Annotated in this window: 17 protein-coding genes; 6 read left to right on the forward strand and 11 right to left on the reverse strand. The window is 49.3% G+C overall.

Translation table 11 applies throughout. The annotated features are described in order from the left end of the window. The first annotated feature begins 35 nt into the window (after nucleotides 1-35). On the forward strand, nucleotides 36-2,006 hold the full coding sequence (locus LPW40_RS11235; RefSeq protein WP_230822337.1) for a TRAP transporter permease: 1,971 nt from the start codon (nucleotides 36-38) through the stop codon (nucleotides 2,004-2,006). Between the two features lie 77 nt (nucleotides 2,007-2,083). On the opposite strand, the gene hisIE is transcribed toward LPW40_RS11235, so the two are convergent. The 9 genes from hisIE to LPW40_RS11280 are packed head-to-tail and all read right to left on the reverse strand — an operon-like array spanning nucleotide 2,084 to nucleotide 8,937. Next, nucleotides 2,084-2,707 (reverse strand): bifunctional phosphoribosyl-AMP cyclohydrolase/phosphoribosyl-ATP diphosphatase HisIE, encoded by a 624-nt coding sequence (hisIE, locus tag LPW40_RS11240; protein WP_230822338.1) that lies wholly within the window; start codon nucleotides 2,705-2,707, stop codon nucleotides 2,084-2,086. Then, on the reverse strand, nucleotides 2,704-3,468 hold the full coding sequence (hisF, locus tag LPW40_RS11245; RefSeq protein WP_230822339.1) for an imidazole glycerol phosphate synthase subunit HisF: 765 nt from the start codon (nucleotides 3,466-3,468) through the stop codon (nucleotides 2,704-2,706). The genes hisIE and hisF overlap by 4 nt, the downstream gene beginning before the upstream one ends. After that, nucleotides 3,465-4,166 (reverse strand): 1-(5-phosphoribosyl)-5-[(5-phosphoribosylamino)methylideneamino]imidazole-4-carboxamide isomerase, encoded by a 702-nt coding sequence (hisA, locus tag LPW40_RS11250; protein WP_230822340.1) that lies wholly within the window; start codon nucleotides 4,164-4,166, stop codon nucleotides 3,465-3,467. The genes hisF and hisA overlap by 4 nt, the downstream gene beginning before the upstream one ends. After that, a complete protein-coding gene (hisH, locus tag LPW40_RS11255) occupies nucleotides 4,163-4,741 on the reverse strand; it encodes an imidazole glycerol phosphate synthase subunit HisH (RefSeq protein WP_230822341.1) in 579 nt (192 codons plus the stop codon). Before hisH ends, hisA begins: the two co-directional genes overlap by 4 nt. After that, entirely contained in the window at nucleotides 4,738-5,316 is a 579-nt protein-coding gene (hisB, locus tag LPW40_RS11260; RefSeq protein ID WP_230822342.1) for an imidazoleglycerol-phosphate dehydratase HisB, read from the reverse strand. The genes hisH and hisB overlap by 4 nt, the downstream gene beginning before the upstream one ends. Next, the gene (locus tag LPW40_RS11265; RefSeq protein WP_230822343.1) at nucleotides 5,309-6,295 is read right to left on the reverse strand and encodes a pyridoxal phosphate-dependent aminotransferase; all 987 of its coding nucleotides are present in this window, start codon (nucleotides 6,293-6,295) and stop codon (nucleotides 5,309-5,311) included. Before LPW40_RS11265 ends, hisB begins: the two co-directional genes overlap by 8 nt. A gap of 4 nt (nucleotides 6,296-6,299) precedes the next feature. Beyond that, complete coding sequence (gene hisD / locus LPW40_RS11270) at nucleotides 6,300-7,535, reverse strand: histidinol dehydrogenase (RefSeq protein WP_230822344.1); 1,236 nt, start codon at nucleotides 7,533-7,535, stop codon at nucleotides 6,300-6,302. Further along, nucleotides 7,535-8,137: an ATP phosphoribosyltransferase gene (gene hisG, locus LPW40_RS11275; protein ID WP_230822345.1), complete on the reverse strand. Its 603-nt coding sequence runs from the start codon at nucleotides 8,135-8,137 to the stop codon at nucleotides 7,535-7,537. Before hisG ends, hisD begins: the two co-directional genes overlap by 1 nt. Beyond that, on the reverse strand, nucleotides 8,134-8,937 hold the full coding sequence (locus LPW40_RS11280) for an ATP phosphoribosyltransferase regulatory subunit (protein ID WP_230822346.1): 804 nt from the start codon (nucleotides 8,935-8,937) through the stop codon (nucleotides 8,134-8,136). The genes hisG and LPW40_RS11280 overlap by 4 nt, the downstream gene beginning before the upstream one ends. Nucleotides 8,938-9,094: 157 nt before the next feature. Between LPW40_RS11280 and LPW40_RS11285 the strand changes: the two genes are divergently transcribed. Beyond that, entirely contained in the window at nucleotides 9,095-9,382 is a 288-nt protein-coding gene (locus tag LPW40_RS11285) for a YerC/YecD family TrpR-related protein (RefSeq protein WP_230822347.1), read from the forward strand. A 73-nt stretch (nucleotides 9,383-9,455) separates the two neighbouring features. Continuing rightward, nucleotides 9,456-9,725, forward strand: coding sequence for a 4a-hydroxytetrahydrobiopterin dehydratase (locus tag LPW40_RS11290; RefSeq protein ID WP_230822348.1), 270 nt, complete (start codon nucleotides 9,456-9,458; stop codon nucleotides 9,723-9,725). 111 nt (nucleotides 9,726-9,836) lie between these two features. On the opposite strand, the gene LPW40_RS11295 is transcribed toward LPW40_RS11290, so the two are convergent. Next, nucleotides 9,837-11,009 (reverse strand): M24 family metallopeptidase, encoded by a 1,173-nt coding sequence (locus LPW40_RS11295; protein WP_230822349.1) that lies wholly within the window; start codon nucleotides 11,007-11,009, stop codon nucleotides 9,837-9,839. Then, on the reverse strand, nucleotides 10,987-12,216 hold the full coding sequence (locus tag LPW40_RS11300) for a cystathionine gamma-synthase family protein (RefSeq protein ID WP_230822350.1): 1,230 nt from the start codon (nucleotides 12,214-12,216) through the stop codon (nucleotides 10,987-10,989). The genes LPW40_RS11295 and LPW40_RS11300 overlap by 23 nt, the downstream gene beginning before the upstream one ends. A 274-nt stretch (nucleotides 12,217-12,490) precedes the next feature. On the opposite strand from LPW40_RS11300, the gene LPW40_RS11305 reads away from it, so the two are divergent. The 3 genes from LPW40_RS11305 to LPW40_RS11315 all read left to right on the forward strand — a co-directional run bounded on the left by LPW40_RS11305 (nucleotide 12,491) and on the right by LPW40_RS11315 (nucleotide 16,347). Next, entirely contained in the window at nucleotides 12,491-14,422 is a 1,932-nt protein-coding gene (locus LPW40_RS11305; protein ID WP_230822361.1) for a fructose-1,6-bisphosphatase, read from the forward strand. 14 nt (nucleotides 14,423-14,436) lie between these two features. Next, nucleotides 14,437-14,790 (forward strand): DUF2200 domain-containing protein, encoded by a 354-nt coding sequence (locus LPW40_RS11310; RefSeq protein ID WP_230822351.1) that lies wholly within the window; start codon nucleotides 14,437-14,439, stop codon nucleotides 14,788-14,790. 69 nt (nucleotides 14,791-14,859) lie between these two features. Beyond that, a complete protein-coding gene (locus LPW40_RS11315; protein ID WP_230822352.1) occupies nucleotides 14,860-16,347 on the forward strand; it encodes an NAD(P)H-hydrate dehydratase in 1,488 nt (495 codons plus the stop codon). Nucleotides 16,348-16,452: the final 105 nt, after the last annotated feature.

Here is a 16,452-nt window from a genome sequence, read left to right on the forward strand (position 1 = left end):
TATTGTGTTCTCATTAAGATTAAGGAGGTTCCACTATGACTAAAAGTGATGCTGAAAAACTTGCTGAATTGGAACAACAGCAAAAGCTCGGTGAAGAAGAAGAAGGTCTATTGAATGAAAAAAACAGGGATTTAAGAGGACTGATTGGAAGTATTGTCACTATCATTGCTGTGGCCATGTCTGTCTTTCATCTCTATACAGCAATGTTTGGAGTCTTTGAGTCAATCATCCAGAGGGGAACCCACCTGGGCTTCGCCTTGTTGCTATCATTTGCTTTATATAAACCGTCAAAAAAGATTCAGCAATCCAGAATTCCCTGGTACGATATAATTGCGATGATATTGGTTGTCGTCTCTTTCTCTTATTACAGCTTCAACGGAACTGAGATATCATCGAGATTTTCTTATGTCATGCCACTGACGACATGGGAACTCATTGTAGGCGTGATCAGTCTTGTCCTTGTCCTGGAGGCCACAAGACGTGTAGTCGGCAATGCTTTAGTTCTTATAATGATTGCTTTTCTGCTGTATGGTTTCTACGGCCACTTGCTGCCGGGCGCCCTTTCTCATAGGGAGTTCAATTTGATGTGGATCATGGATCATTTATTCTACACCACAACAGGGGTATTCAGCACGCCACTGGGTGTATCAGCGACTTTTATATTTCTCTTTATTTTATTTGGTAAGTTTCTGGAAATTTCCGGAGCGGGTCAATTTTTCATAAACTTATCTCTCGCTGCAATGGGGAAATACCGGGGCGGTCCTGCTAAAACAGCGATCATAGGAAGTTCGATATTAGGTACAATTTCAGGCAGTGCCGTGGCCAATACAGTCACTACAGGTGCATTCACCATCCCCTTGATGAAAAAAACAGGTTATAAAAAAGATTTCGCAGGGGGCGTTGAAGCTGTATCTTCCACTGGTGGACAAATTGTTCCGCCTATCATGGGGGCAGCTGCTTTCATCATTGCCTCATATCTCGGTATCCCTTATGTTGAGATAGTCTATGCCGCAATAATTCCGGCTTTGCTTTATTATATATGTCTATATGTACAAGTCGACTTACGGGCTAAACGTAATAATCTAAAAGGATTGAAGAAAGAAGAACTCCCCAACCTCTGGGCTGTATTGAAAATGGGATTCCTTTTCTTTGTACCGCTTTTCGTCATCATCTATATGCTGGTAGCAGGTTTCTCACCAATGAGGGCAGGTCTATTCGCCATAGTGGCCACCATAGTCATTGCAATGCTAAAAGGTGCCACAAGATTTTCATTTAAGCAATTCATACAGGCACTCGATTTAGGGGCCAGAGCATCTTTGGAAACAGCGATAGCCTGTGCTGCAGCCGGGGTTATCATTGGTATTATCGGCTTGACTGGCATCGGATTGAAATTCAGTGGAATCATCCTTGATATTGCAGGGGGCAGCTTGCTGGTGACTTTACTTCTTACAATGGTCGTCTCGATCATTTTGGGAATGGGCTTACCTACCGTCGCAGCATATATCGTTCAGGTTCCTTTGACGATTCCAGCATTGATTGAACTGGGAGTAGAGCCGATAGCAGCTCATTTATTCATATTCTATTTCGCAATCATTTCGAACATAACACCACCGGTTGCGTTGGCAGCATTTGCTGCAGCCGGAATCGCCGGCTCTGAGCCTATGAAAACAGGCTTAACCGCTATTCGATTAGGAATCGCTGCATTTATTGTGCCTTACATGTTCATCTATGGTCCTGAGTTGTTACTGATCGGAGGCACAGTTGACATAATACTTGCTGTGATTACAGCAGTTATCGGTATCATGGGTATCGGTGCGGCTACTGAAGGCTGGTTATTGAAAAAAGTCACCATATTCGAAAGGGTTTTATTGGTTGCCGGATCACTATGCATGGTGCACCCAAACTTTGTGACTGATTTGGCAGGACTGGTAATACTGGCAAGCGTGTATCTCATACAAAAGGTGACCCTTGCTAAAAATCCTGAGTTGAAAAACAACCTCAGTTAAGGAATAATCTTTGAAACCTAGTTGAATTGAAAATATTTAAAAGAGCAGCCGGGCAAAATTGCCCGGCTGCTCTTTTTTTACCATTCCTCTATATCTTCACGCACTTTATATGACAGGTTCTCTCCATGACGCTCTTTCAGGTTGTCTTCGACTTCCTTTAAAGACATCCCCTGGTGCTGCAGCATGACGAGGAGGTGGTACATCAGGTCACTCGTTTCATCGATGATCTCTTTTTTATCATCATTTTTTGCGGCAATCACGATCTCGGTCATTTCCTCGCCGCATTTTTTGAGTATCTTATCCAGCCCTTCATCGGTCAGATATTTGGTGTAGGACCCTTCTTCAGGATTCTGGATTTTATTTTCAACGATTTTTTCAAGGCTCTGCAGTGTGAAATGATCATCACCGAAGCAGCTCTGCGTGCCGAGGTGGCACGTTGGCCCGTGAGGTTCGACCTGGATGAGCAGTGCATCGTCATCGCAGTCGAGCGCCATGTCTTTGACCACCTGGATATGACCGCTTGTCTCTCCTTTTTTCCATAAACGCCCCTTGCTTCTGGAGTAGAACCATACGACTTTCTCTTCGACGGTCTTCTCATAGGCTTCTTCGTTCATGAAGCCGTTCATCAGCACCTGGCCGGTCCGCCAGTCCTGGAGTATGACGGAAAGCAGTCCGCCTCCCTTATCGAAATCGGGTCTCATGACAGCCTCACCTCAATCCCTTCCTCGTCAAGCGTCTCTTTAAGGTCGTTGATGCCGACTTCCTGGTTGTGGAAGATGGATGCGGCGAGTCCTGCGGAAATATCCGTCTCCTTGAACAACTCGACGAAATGGTCGATATTCCCCGCACCACCGCTTGCGATGATCGGGATGTCGACGAGTCCGACTGCTTCTTTTAAGAATTTGATATCGAACCCTTCTTTTACACCGTCATGGTCCATGCTTGTGATCAATAATTCCCCGGCACCGAGTTCCGCCGTCCGCTTCACCCAGTCGAATGCTTTGATGTCCGTGCTTTTACTGCCGCCGTGCGTGTGGACATAGTAATCCCCACGCTCTTTGTCGTATTTCACGTCGATCGCCACACAGATGCACTGGCTGCCGAAAGTATCCGCCGCTTCCCTGATGAGTTCAGGGTTGTTGATCGCTGCCGAGTTGATGCTGACTTTGTCCGCACCGGCATTCAGAAGCTGGCGTATATCATTGACGCTTTTGATGCCGCCGCCGATGGTCAGCGGTATGAACAGTTCCTTTGCGGTTTCACGTATCACATCGAGCATGAGGTCATGCCCGTCCTGTGTCTTCGATATATCAAGGAACACCAGCTCATCCGCATTTTCGGCGTTGTAGCGTTTGGCGAGTTCCACCGGGTTGCCGACATCCCGGAGGCCCACAAAGTTCACGCCTTTGACGACCCGACCGTCTTTGACATCGAGGCACGGTATGATTCTTTTCTTAATCATTTTATTCCCTCCCAGAACGCATCATTATGGCTCGCTTTTCCGACGATCGCATTTTCGATACCCATGGATTCTAGTCTTTCGAGATCCGCCTTATTGCGGACGCCGCCGCTTGCGATGACGGTATGCCTTGTCAGGTCGTTGATCCGCTTCGTATTTTCAAAGTTCGGCCCCTGGTTCATGCCGTCCTTGTTGATGTCCGTATAGATGATGCCTGCAAGCGCGAGGTCCTCCACCTGACGAAGATAGTCATCGATTGTGATGTTGCTGTTCTCGGTCCAGCCGTTGACGTATATATCATTTTCTTTTGCGTCCACTCCGACGAAGACTCTGTCCGGATAACGGCCTGCGACTTCCTTCAGCCATTCGATATCCATGATCGCCCGTGTACCGAGTATGAAGTAGTCGATGCCGATCTCATCATAGATTTCAATCGTCTCCATGTTCCTCAAACCGCCGCCGATCTGCAGCGGCCGGTCGGTCAGGTTTTTCAGCTTCTTGATGATTGTCGTCTCCAGTGCGTTCTGCTTCAATGCACCCATCAGATCCACGATATGGATCCTTGCGACCTGTTCAAAAGTCGAATAAAACTGCACCGCTTCCTCAGGCGTCCGCTTCATCGCCGTCTTCTGTTCATAGTCGCCCTGGGTGAGGCGCACGTTCTGACCGTCTATAATATCCACTGCCGGGATAATGTTCATAGAAATCCTCCTTTGATTGCCGTTCTTAATATATCGAGACCCGCTTCCCCCGATTTTTCGGGGTGGAACTGGATGCCGATGATGCTGCCATGCTGTGCCACGGCCGGTATGTCGATGCCGTATTCAGATGTTGCGATGATATCCGGCGACCCGGTGACCATGAAGCTGTGTATGAAATAAACATCTTTTTGATCAAGCGGGGTGCAACCACTGTCCAAAGTGTTCCAGCCGAGATGCGGCACGGGATGCCCCGCATCAATCCGCTCCACGGTCCCTTTCAGGAGTCCGAGCCCATCGGCATCACCTTCTGCGCTGTGTTCAAACAGCAGCTGCATGCCGAGGCAGATGCCGATCATGGGTTTCTCCTGTGCAAGTGTGATCAGATCTTCCTTGATGCCGAGCCTTTCAATCGTCTTCATCGCTTCCCCGAAGTGGCCGACGCCGGGCAGGATGATTGTATCGCAGGACATGAGATCTTCTTTCCTGCTGGATAATATATAATCTTCATCGAATTTTTCCAGAGCATTTTTGATGTTTTGGATATTTCCCAGGGAATAATCGACGATGCCTATCATTCAATGACACCCTTGGAAGAAGGGACACCTGAAGCACTTTCCTGCAGTGCCGCTTTCAGGCTGCGTGCGAAAGCTTTGAATATCGCTTCGATTTCATGGTGCGTATTGCCGCCTTTAAGCAGATCCACATGAAGCGTCATGCGGCTGTTCATGCTGACGGCATTGAAGAACTCCATCACGAGCTCTGTATCAAAACCGCCGACTGTTTCCCGTGAAAACTCTGCCTGGAAATTCATATGCGGGCGGCCGGATAAATCAAGGACGACGCGTGCCAGCGATTCATCCATCGGTATATACGTCGTGCCGTACCTCTGGTACGAAGCCTTATCGACATAGAGCTCCCGGATCAGCTGACCGATAATGATGCCCACATCTTCCACGGTATGGTGGTCGTCCACTTCGATGTCACCGTCCGCTTCGATATGGAAATATAATTCGGAGTGAAAAGAGAGCAGGGTCAGCATATGATCAAAGAAACCGACTTTTGTTGAAATGCTGGATTCCTTGAAGGATCTCTCATCATCCAATATGACTTTCACTTTAGTTTCTTTTGTGATCCGTTCTTTTTCATACATGTTGATGACTCCATTCTGTAATGAGTTTATTTAAACCGTCATAGTCCTCATGCCTGATGATTGAATATCTGACGACATCCTTCAGTGATTCATCGTTATACATTCTGCACCTGTAGCCGTTCTCCATAAGATGGCGGCCGAGCGCCACTGCATTCTCCCCGTATGTGAAGACGAAGTTCGTATAGGATTCCACGACATTCACTTTATCACTGACTTTATTAAAAGCTGATTCGAGCATTTCCTTCGATTTCTTCTGATAATCGATGAAATCGGCAAGATGCGCTCTATCTTCAAAGATTTTGGATGCCATGTTCAACGACAGTGAATTGACGGGGTAGGGGTGGTTGATGCGCGTCACTTTCCTGAAAGCTTCACCTTCCGCAATCACGATGCCGACCCGGAGGCCTGCGACACCGTACATCTTGCTTAAAGTCCGGATGATCAGGACGTGCTCACCCTGCGGCTTATCAAAATCCGGACCGAACTCGGCATATGCTTCATCGATGATGAGATAGCCGCCTGCGCGCTGCATCGCCGCCGACAGCTTTTCAAGCGCCTCATATGTAAAGAGCTGGCCTGTCGGGTTGTGCGGCATGGAAATCAGGAATAAGGAAGGTTTTTCCTCATCTATCCTCTCCACGACCGCATCGAAATCAAAACGGTAATCCGCATTGCACGGCACCGTGGTGAACTTTGCATCGATCTGTTCTGCGTATTCCTTATACATCACAAAATCAGGGGCGACGGTCATGACGCCGTTCTCTCCGAGTGTCATGACCGCCTTCTGGATCCACTCATCCGAGCCGTTCGCGACTTCAATAGTGTCCGGACTTATATTGTAATGATCCGCATAGAGCTGTTTGAAGCGGTCTATTTCCGCACTTGGATACTCGTTGATTTTTGTGTTGGATATTACCTCCATCATCGCTTCTTCCGACAATGGTGAAATTGGACTCGTATTCCTGTCCATGATGATCATGAAATCACTCCGTTCTAATTTTCAATGACTGATAATGTGCATCAAGCGCTTCCCGTTTCGCCACGGTCATCGCAGGTTTTGCGATATCATCGAACGTTTCCTTCTCAAGCGAAATCACCGCATGGCTCGTCAGGAAATCGTTGACGTTCAGCCCGTGGCTGAAACGTCCGGTGCGGTCCGTCGGAAGGACGTGTGACGGACCTGCCGCATAATCCCCGATCGCTTCAGGTGAATAGGGGCCTTCAAAAACCGCGCCTGCATATTTAATGTTCCGGATGATCATGCCGGAATCCTTATGCTGCACGGAAACATGCTCCGGTGCGATGTAGTTGACGAGATCGATCAATGCCTCCCTTGAATCCACAACGGCAAAATGATTGTTTTCAACAGATGCCCTGATGATTTCCGCACGCGGCTGCGCATCCATCATTTCATTAAGCCTGCTTTCGATTCGGTCGATGATCCCGGCGTCTTCGCTCAAGAGGAACGTGCGCGCGTTCGCATCGTGTTCCGCCTGGGCGAAGATGTCGTAGACGATTGAATCGACATCCACCTCTTCATCGACATACAGGAGGATCTCGCTCGGTCCGGCAATCATGTCGATGCCGGTCTGCCCGAACAGCAGCCTTTTGGCAAGCGCGACATAGTAGTTGCCCGGCCCGACGATCTTATCGACTTTCGGTATCGTCTCGGTGCCGTAGGCGAGGGCGGCGACGGCCTGCGCGCCGCCGACCGTGTAGACGTTCTCCACACCGCATAAATAAAGGGCCGCAAAAGTGATGTTGTTATCTTCAAACGTCGGTGTCACCACATGGATTTCATCCACCCCTGCTGCGAGTGCCGGCACGACCGTCATCAGGACGCTTGATGGGTAGAGCGCCCGGCCGCCGGGCACGTAGACGCCGACTTTCTCGATCGGATGGTAGACGTATTTGAATTCCCCGTCGTCCTGATCGGAATATTTAATCGTTGTCTGGTAGTCTTCAATCCGCTTTTTGATCGTTTCAAGCGCCTGCTTCTCTTCATCAGGGAGCGATTCGAAACTTTCCTTAAGTTTTTCGGCGGACACTTTGAAATCATCCAGAGCGATGCCATCAAACCGTTCGGTGTAGTCTTTCAGCGCCTGGTCTTTATTCTGCTTTACATTTTCTATGATTTTGATGACATCGGCCATGCCTTCAAAACTCTGATTCTGGACATATTTTTCTTCAAACACTTTCCTGAATTCCAAAGCATCCATCAGAACACCCCGATTTCCGTTAAAAATTTATAGATTTCATCCTCTTTCGTATAGAAGGTCCTTTTATTGGCGATCAGGCGTGCATGGATCTCAAGGATCTTCTCATATTCGATCAGGCCGTTATCCTTCAACGTGTTGCCTGTCTGGACGATGTCGACGATGCCGTCGGTCAGCCCGAGCAGCGGTGCAAGCTCGACGGAACCGTTGAGGTGCACGAGTGAGACATCCATCTTCTTTTCCCTGAAATATTTCGAGGCGACATTCGTATACTTCGTGGCGATCGTCCTGAACTCACCCTGATCGGGCAGGCCGGCCACGGAGAAATGGCAGTCTCCGAAAGGGAGCTGGGAGACGTTCAGTATATTGAAGGTGTCCTCTTCTATAATATCAGAACCCACGATGCCGATATCCGCAACGCCGCTTTCAACGTAGGTCGGCACGTCCGGACCTTTTGCGAAGATGAACTTCACATTATCGACGATCGTGTAGAGTGAGCGGGTATCTTCCGACAATGGCTCGATGTACTGGTGTAAATCATTATCTTTCAGATACGCCGTAAAATCTTTATATAATCTGCCTTTGGTCAACGCTACAGTAATCATAACAAACCTCCATTCGAAAGATTCACAGCGATGCCGAATGCGCTGCTGTTGTATTCGCCACCGCTGATCAACGGATAATCATGGTTCAAAAACACCTGGAAATAAAAGCCGTTGTAGTAGGACTGCGGTGAGCGGAACGAGAGATCGAGGATGAACTTCATATTGTACTCCGCGAGATGGCTTCTCAAATGATTGATGAAGTCAAGTTCCTCACTGTTTTGGAATTCATCATTGATGATGTCGATCTGATCACTCACTTTTGCCGTCATCAGCACCGTGAGCGGGTGGTCTTCACCGAGCATTTTTCTGATCTCGGATATGTTCTTCTCATAGATCAAATCTTTAATGGAGATGTCCAGGTCGTATTTCTCAACATAAAGGTCAAGGAGCTTATCATTGTTCACGACGACCGCCCTGAAATTGTCGGGCGTTTTATTTTTGAAGAACGAGAGATGCATATCGATGCTCTTTAAAACCTCCGCCTCCTCGGGACCGTACAGCTCAACCCCGGCCTGATAAAACGTTTCGTAGCCTCTCACGACCGGGCCGAAATATCCAAACATGCGGTGACTGAGATGGAAATTTTCATTGTAGTTCAAAAGGGAACGCGTCCAGTCGCTGCGGATCGACATCAGCTGTTCATTTCTTTCAAAAATGATCGTCGACGGGTGATGTTCTTTATCTTCAATATAAAAAGGTTCCACCATATTCATATCCACAAGGTGGTAACCTTCACGGTCAAGCAGCTCTGTATAATCCTGTGCGAGCTTCAAGCGGTTGATGATCAATGTGTTCTCCATATCCAATCTCCTTTAACACTTTAGCGTAGTGAAGAATAACTAATAAATCTGATAGTAACAAAGATAACCCGAAGATGCAAGGATTCGGCGAAAAATAGTTTAACGCTTTAATTCGCTAAAGTAATTTGATAAAATGATGCTAATGGAGGGAACCTTTATGCAAATAGATAATATCAGAGGTCAGGAACTCGACGACCTGTTCGAAGGTATTTTAAAGCTCGAAAACCTCGATGACTGCTACCATTTCTTTGACGACCTGTGTACAACGAATGAACTGATCGCCCTCAAGCAGAGATTCCAGGTCGCCAAAATGATCAAAGAAGGCCAGACATACCAGAAAGTCCAGGACAAGACCGGTGCATCCAGTGCGACCGTATCCCGCGTGAAACGCTGCCTCGATTACGGCAGCGACGGCTACCACAGGGTCATCGACCGGTTCGACTGATTTTCATGGACGTGTTTAACTGATCGGCGCAGAAGGTAAAGTGGAATAAGTATCCTATGGAGGTGACCGATTCATGAGTGGCGTAAAAGAACAGGCCCAAAAATTGGACGGCTGGGAGCTCGACGGTGAAAAGCTGAAGAAAACCTACAAGTTTGACAAATACCTAGACGGAATCGAATTCGTAAGTAAACTCGGCGTCTATGCCGAGAGTGTTCAGCACCATCCCGGCATTTCGATTGACCATACGAACGTGACGATCACCTGGACGACGTTCTCAAAGAAGGAACTGACCGAAAAGGATGTCGCCGGGGCCAAGGCAACGGATAATGTATTGAAAGCTTAAAAAGAAGAGGAGCAGGATCCAATACGGATTCTGCTCCTTTTTTGTTGGCGATCATCTGTGAGTTTTCCGGGGGCTTGCCCGTTCCCGGAAAATGAACAGCCCAGCCGCCCTTTATTCAACTTCTTTTGCATAAATCTCACGGTCGAATGAGGTCAGTCTTTCAATCCCCGTCTCGGTCACCAAAATCGACTCGGTGATCGACACGCCGAAGTCTTCATACCACATGCCGGGCATGAAATGGAACACCATATTCGGCTCGAGTATCGAGTTATCGTTCTTACGGAAACTGATCGTGTGCTCGCCCCAGTCGGGTGGGTAGCTCAGGCCGATCGAGTAGCCGACCCTGGATTCTTTTTCATAACCGTATTTGGCAATGACGTTCGTCCAGACGCTGCTGACCTCGGCAGCTGTATGACCGGGTTTAATGAAAGCGAGCGTTTCCTCGATGCCTTCGAGTACTACTTTCCCGACATCCAGCACCCGGTCTTCGGCTTTTCCAAGCGATACGGTCCGCGCCATCGGGACGTTATAACGCCGGTACGCCCCGGCGATTTCAATCGTCACCAGATCTCCTTTCTTATAGCGTTGATCCGTCCATGTCAGATGCGGGCTGCCGGTCTGTTCGCCTGTCGGCAGCATCGGCACGATGGATGGATAGTCCCCGCCGAATGTATCGCTGCCGTATATCTGGGCGTTATAAATGGCGGCAGCCACATCATTCTCCCGGACACCGACATCAATCCTGTCGTATGCCGCCTGCATCGCCTGTTCCACGATATAGGCAGCCTTCCGCATATAACTGATCTCCTTGTCGCTTTTGATCAGCCGCACCCAGCCGACGAGCCTGCCCGTGTCTTTCAGTTCCGCTTCGGGCAAGCCGATCAGCATGCGTTCATGACACTTGCCGGTATAATAAAAAGCATCGAGCTCCACGCCGATTTTACGGTCACCCTTACCTCTTTCGAGCAATACTTCCGCGATGTAATCAAATGGGTGTTTGATGGAGGACTGTACATAGTCGTCCGGATAGTGCAGAATGTTTTCCGGTTTCATCCACGTCGTCAGCTCCGCACCTTTGGCATCCATTCCTCGGCCGATCCACAGCGGTTCCTTTTCATCGATGAAGACGATGACCGCCTGATGCACGTAGAAGCTCCATGCGTTATAACCGGTGATATAGCACATATTCGAAGGATTCGAGAGCACCAGGACTTCCACCCCGTGCTGCAGCATACCCTGCTTCGTCCTGTTGAGCCTTGTTTTATATTCTTTCTTGGAGAACATCGCCTGCCCCCTCTTTCTCTGATTGGTTTTCCAGAATACTCAGCGCATTCTCCATATCCGCAATCAAGTCTCTATGATCTTCGATTCCCGCCGAATACCTTACAAGACTCGAAGGTATGCCGAGCGCTTTCAGTTCCGCTTCCGTCGATTCCACATGGCTTGTCGTGTTGGCAGGGCCGACGGTCGTCTCGACCGCACCGAGGTTTGCCGCACGGTTGGCAAACTTGAGCCTCGGCAACACCTGCCTGACAGCCGACTGCCCGCCTTTCAGTGAAAAGCTGAAGATCGCCCCGTACCCGCGCATCTGTTCCGCCGCAATATGATAGTAGGGATGGGTCTCGAGTCCCGGGTAGAATAAATCCTCCACCGCAGGATGTTCCGACAAATATTCAACGAGCTTCCCGGCATTCTCTGTCTGCTTACGTACTCTCAGATCAAGTGTCTTCATCCCGCGGAGCAGCAGGTAGGCTGCATGCGGGTCGAGTGTTGCGCCGTTGATTTCCCGGTAATGGAAAACTTCACCGACGAGATCGGCGCTCCCGCACAGCACACCGCCGAGCGCATCCGCATGGCCGCCCAAAAACTTGGTTGCACTGTGGATGACGAGGTCCGCCCCGAGCTCAAGCGGATTCTGCAGTATAGGTGTTGCGAAAGTGTTGTCCACGACCACCAGTGCACCCGCTTCATGTGCCGCTTCGGCAATCCTTTTAATATCGATGATTTTCACGGTCGGGTTCGTCGGGGATTCCAGATGCACAAGTCTGCATCCCTTCCCGATCTCTGCTTCCAGCGCTTCATGATCATCCGTATCGCACAATGTCGCTTCAATATTCATATGCGGCAGGAAATCACTGAACAGCCTGTTCGTCCCGCCGTATGAATCTTTGATGCTCACCACACGGTCGCCCGGTTTTAAGAATGTATAGAACGTGCCGCTGATCGCGGCCATGCCCGTCGCAAAACTCGTCGCCGCTTCCGCACCTTCCAGAGCCGCAACCTTTTCCTCAAATGCGGCGACCGTCGGATTCGTGTTCCTCGAATAAATATGGCCTTCCGCTTCCCCGGTTGATACTTTGTACCAATGTTCAAGATCTTCATAATCATAGGCGACACTGTTGACCACCGGCACCTGTGAAGCACCGTGTGCCCTGTAATTTTTCTCCCCTGCCCAGACTGTCTCGGTTGCACGGTTCACCCGCTGTTTCATAAAACAATTCCCCCTTTTTATAAACGCTTACATAATAATTCTACCTAGTCCTCCGTATGTTTTGAAAGGCCGCTTTCCCCCTTTCCCTCACTATACCATCTATGGAATAATTATAAAATAAAAGAATTATTACACCCATGAATTGTTTTGATTCCATTCTGCCGGGAGGTCTTTATTTTTCTTAAGATATGATTTATATAAAGCCGAAATCTAGTATAATGATAAGTAATATTAAATAGGGGTGTCTGTTATGGTTGAGACTTATGATGCAGATCTGAAGGCGAAATATCTGGATCTGCTTTCCACAAAATATGATAATGAAGAAAAAGTGGCCACCGAGATTATGAACCTTGAATCAATCCTTCACCTGCCGAAAGGCACGGAGCATTTCGTCAGTGACCTGCATGGTGAGTATCAGGCTTTCCAGCATGTCTTAAGGAGCGGGTCCGGAAATGTCAGGCAGAAGATCGCTGCATTGTTCGCAGATTCGCTGACGGAGGAGGAGATCAGCGGCTTTGCGGCATTGATCTACTATCCTGAAGAAAAGCTCCAGCTGATCAAAAATGAATTCGAATCGAAAGAAGCATTGGATGAATGGTATATTGCGACCATCCACAATATGATCGACCTCGTCGCATTTTCCTCCACCAAGTACACGCGCTCCAAATTGAGAAAGGCGCTGCCCGAGCAGTTCGTCTTCATCATCGAGGAGCTCCTTTACAAAACGGATGAGGATGCCAACAAGAAGACATATTATGAAAAGCTCGTCAATCAGATCATCTCACTCGGCCAGGCGGATAAACTGATTGTCGGCCTGTCCTATTCGATACAGCGTCTGATCGTCAATCACCTGCACGTTGTCGGCGACATTTATGACCGCGGGCCGGAGCCGGAGAAGATCATGGATACGCTGATCGACTACCACTCCCTCGATATCCAGTGGGGGAACCATGATGTATTGTGGATCGGTGCGTATGCAGGCTCGAAAGTGTGCCTTGCGAACATTTTACGGATCTGTGCGCGGTACGACAACCTGAACATCATCGAGGATGCCTACGGCATCAACCTCCGGCCGCTCGTGAACCTTGCGGAGAAATATTATGATGACAATCCGGCATTCCACCCTAAGATGTCTTCGGGTGAGGAGCTGACGGAGCTCGAGAAACTGCAGATCACCAAGATCCACCAGGCCATCGCAATCATACAGTTCAAACTTGAGGCACCGATCATCAAGCGCCGTCCGTTCTTTGAGATGGAGGAGCGGCTCGTCCTTGAAAAAGTCGACTATGACAACAATGAACTGACCGTCTACGGCAATACTTACAAGCTCGAAAACACATGCTTCCAGACGGTGGACCGGAATGATCCGACGAAGCTCCTTCCTGAAGAGGAGGAAGTCATCAATAAACTGCTCCTGTCGATCCAGCAGTCGGAGAAACTGAAGCGGCATATGAACTTCCTGATGAAAAAGGGCAGCCTTTATCTGAAATACAACGGCAACCTGCTGATCCACGGCTGCATACCGGTCGACGAAAACGGTGATATGGAATCGATGGAGATTGAAGGCGAAGTATACAAAGGCAGGGAACTGCTCGACAAGTTCGAGGAATACCTCCGCCATTCCTTCGCCCATAAAGAAGAAACCGATGACCTTGCGACCGACCTCGTGTGGTATTTGTGGACAGGGAAATATTCATCACTGTTCGGCAAGCGTGCAATGACGACTTTCGAGAGGTACTTCATAAAAGACAAGGCTTCCCATAAAGAGGAGAAGAACCCTTACTACCATCTGCGGGAAGACGTCGATATGTGCCGCAAGATGCTCGAGGAATTCGATCTCGACCCGGATCAGGGGCGGATCATCAACGGCCATACACCGGTGAAGGAGATCGACGGGGAAGATCCGATCAAGGCGAACGGCAAGATGCTCGTCATCGACGGCGGCTTCTCGAAAGCCTATCAGAAAACGACCGGCATCGCAGGCTATACACTGCTCTACAATTCATACGGCATGCAGCTCGTGGCACACCAGCACTTCAACTCGAAGGAAAAAGTGCTCATGGACGGCGCGGATGCCCTGTCCGTGAGGCGGGTCGTGGATGAGGAACTGGAGAGGAAACTCGTCCGCGATACCAATATTGGTGTGAAGCTGAAAGAAGAGATCAAGTCACTTAAGGAACTGCTTGCATACAGATATATAGACTGATGGAGGGATGAATGATGGCCGGCCACAAAATTTATGAAATGCCATTTTCCAGCGTCTACCCGCATTACATCAACAAAGCGGAGCGTAAAGGCCGCACGAAGGCGGAAGTCGATGAAATCATCCGCTGGCTGACCGGGTATACTCAAGGCGGACTTGATCGGCAGCTCGCAGACAAAGCCGACTTCCGTACCTTCTTCGATGAAGCGCCGGAAATGAATCCCGGCCGGAATCTGATCAAAGGTGTGATCTGCGGTGTCAGGGTCGAGGACATCGAGGAACCGTTGATGCAGGAGATACGCTATATGGATAAGCTGATCGACGAACTCGCCAAAGGCAAAAAGATGGAGAATATTTTGAGACAGGCATAATGGAACCCCTGGGTGATCATCCGTGATGACCCGGGGGATTTATTTTATAATGGGATTGGAGGTGTACTTATGAAAGTCGTTACAGGAGAAGAGATGAAGGCAATTGACCGGTATACGATTGAAAAAATCGGGATAGACGGCACGATACTGATGGAGAACGCCGGACGCGTCGCTGCGAAGAACATCATGAAAAATTTCCGCAGGCAGAAGGTGTGTGTACTCATCGGCAGCGGGAACAATGGCGGCGACGGTTTTGTGATCGCAAAAGTGCTTAAGGAGAACGGGTATGAGGTGGAGACCTGCGTCATTCCTGAAACAGATAAAATCAAGGGTGATGCCGAATACCATATGAACATCTACCTCAATTCAGGCTTCAGCTTCACACAGTACGATAAGGAAATCGCAGAAAGTGCAGATCTCATCGTCGATACGATGCTCGGCACCGGGATCACGGGGGAGATCCGCCCGCCTTATAAAGAGATATTCCGGGAACTGAATGCGATGGATAACTTCATCATTTCAATTGATCTGCCGAGCGGGGTGCCGGCGGATGAATCCCCGGTGCCGGAATATGCATTGAAGGCAGACCATACACTGATCATCGGCCTGCCGAAACTGAGCTACTACACTTATCCGGCGCGCCGGTATTACGGCGAGGCGAAATTGATCCATATCGGCCTGCCGCAGAAGGCAATCGACGAAACCGTCCGGTCCAAAAGAAATGTCTGGACGCGTAAGGATACTGAAAAACACTGGCCCGTAAGAGAAGATGCATCACATAAAGGCTCCCATGGGAAAGTCGGCATCATCGCAGGCAGCGCCAATATGCCGGGTGCGGCAGTCCTCACGACGGCCGCTGCCGTGAGAAGCGGGGCAGGCCTGACGCAGTTGAACACCCATAAAGACATTTTCGGGACTTTGGTGAATCATATCCCCGAAGCGACACTTTTTAACCGGGAAGGCGATCTGGAGGCCTTCATTGAAGGGAAGGATATCATAGCCATCGGTCCGGGGCTCGGTGTAAATGAGGAGACGAAGCGCACCGTGAAATATCTGCTGGATCGATTCGAAGGGCCTCTGGTGATTGATGCCGACGGACTTTCAGGGCTCCAGGATTCGAAAAGCAAAATCCGGGAGAGGACACACCCTACCATCATCTCACCACATCCCGGTGAAATGGCGCGCCTGATTGATTCATCCCCGGGGGAAGTGAACAGGAAGCGGTTTGAGATTTCCCGGGAAATGGCGGTGGATTACGGCATGTATGTGATATTGAAAGGGCCGAATACTCTTGTTGCGACACCGGCGGGGGAGATTTTCATCAATGATACCGGTAATGCAGGGCTTGCGAAGGGCGGAAGCGGCGATGTACTCACCGGGATGCTTGCTGCATTCCTCGCCCGTTACGAAAATCCGCAGCATGCCATCTCCAGTGCGGTATTCATGCATGGTTTCACAGCTGATTATCTGGTGGAGAGGGGTGCCGGCACGGAAACCATCACGGCATCTGACATTATCGATAACCTTCAAGATACATTTGCTGTGATAGGGAATTGAGTTCCGATTTGAACCATGATTTCCGTGTCAAGTCCAGAATCCTGTGTAATAAGGTATATAGTACCTCATGCGAGTGAGATCACTTTGGGTTTTCCTCCCCCGGCC

The organism is Salinicoccus halitifaciens (genome assembly GCF_021026095.1).
GTDB lineage: Bacteria > Bacillota > Bacilli > Staphylococcales > Salinicoccaceae > Lacicoccus > Lacicoccus halitifaciens.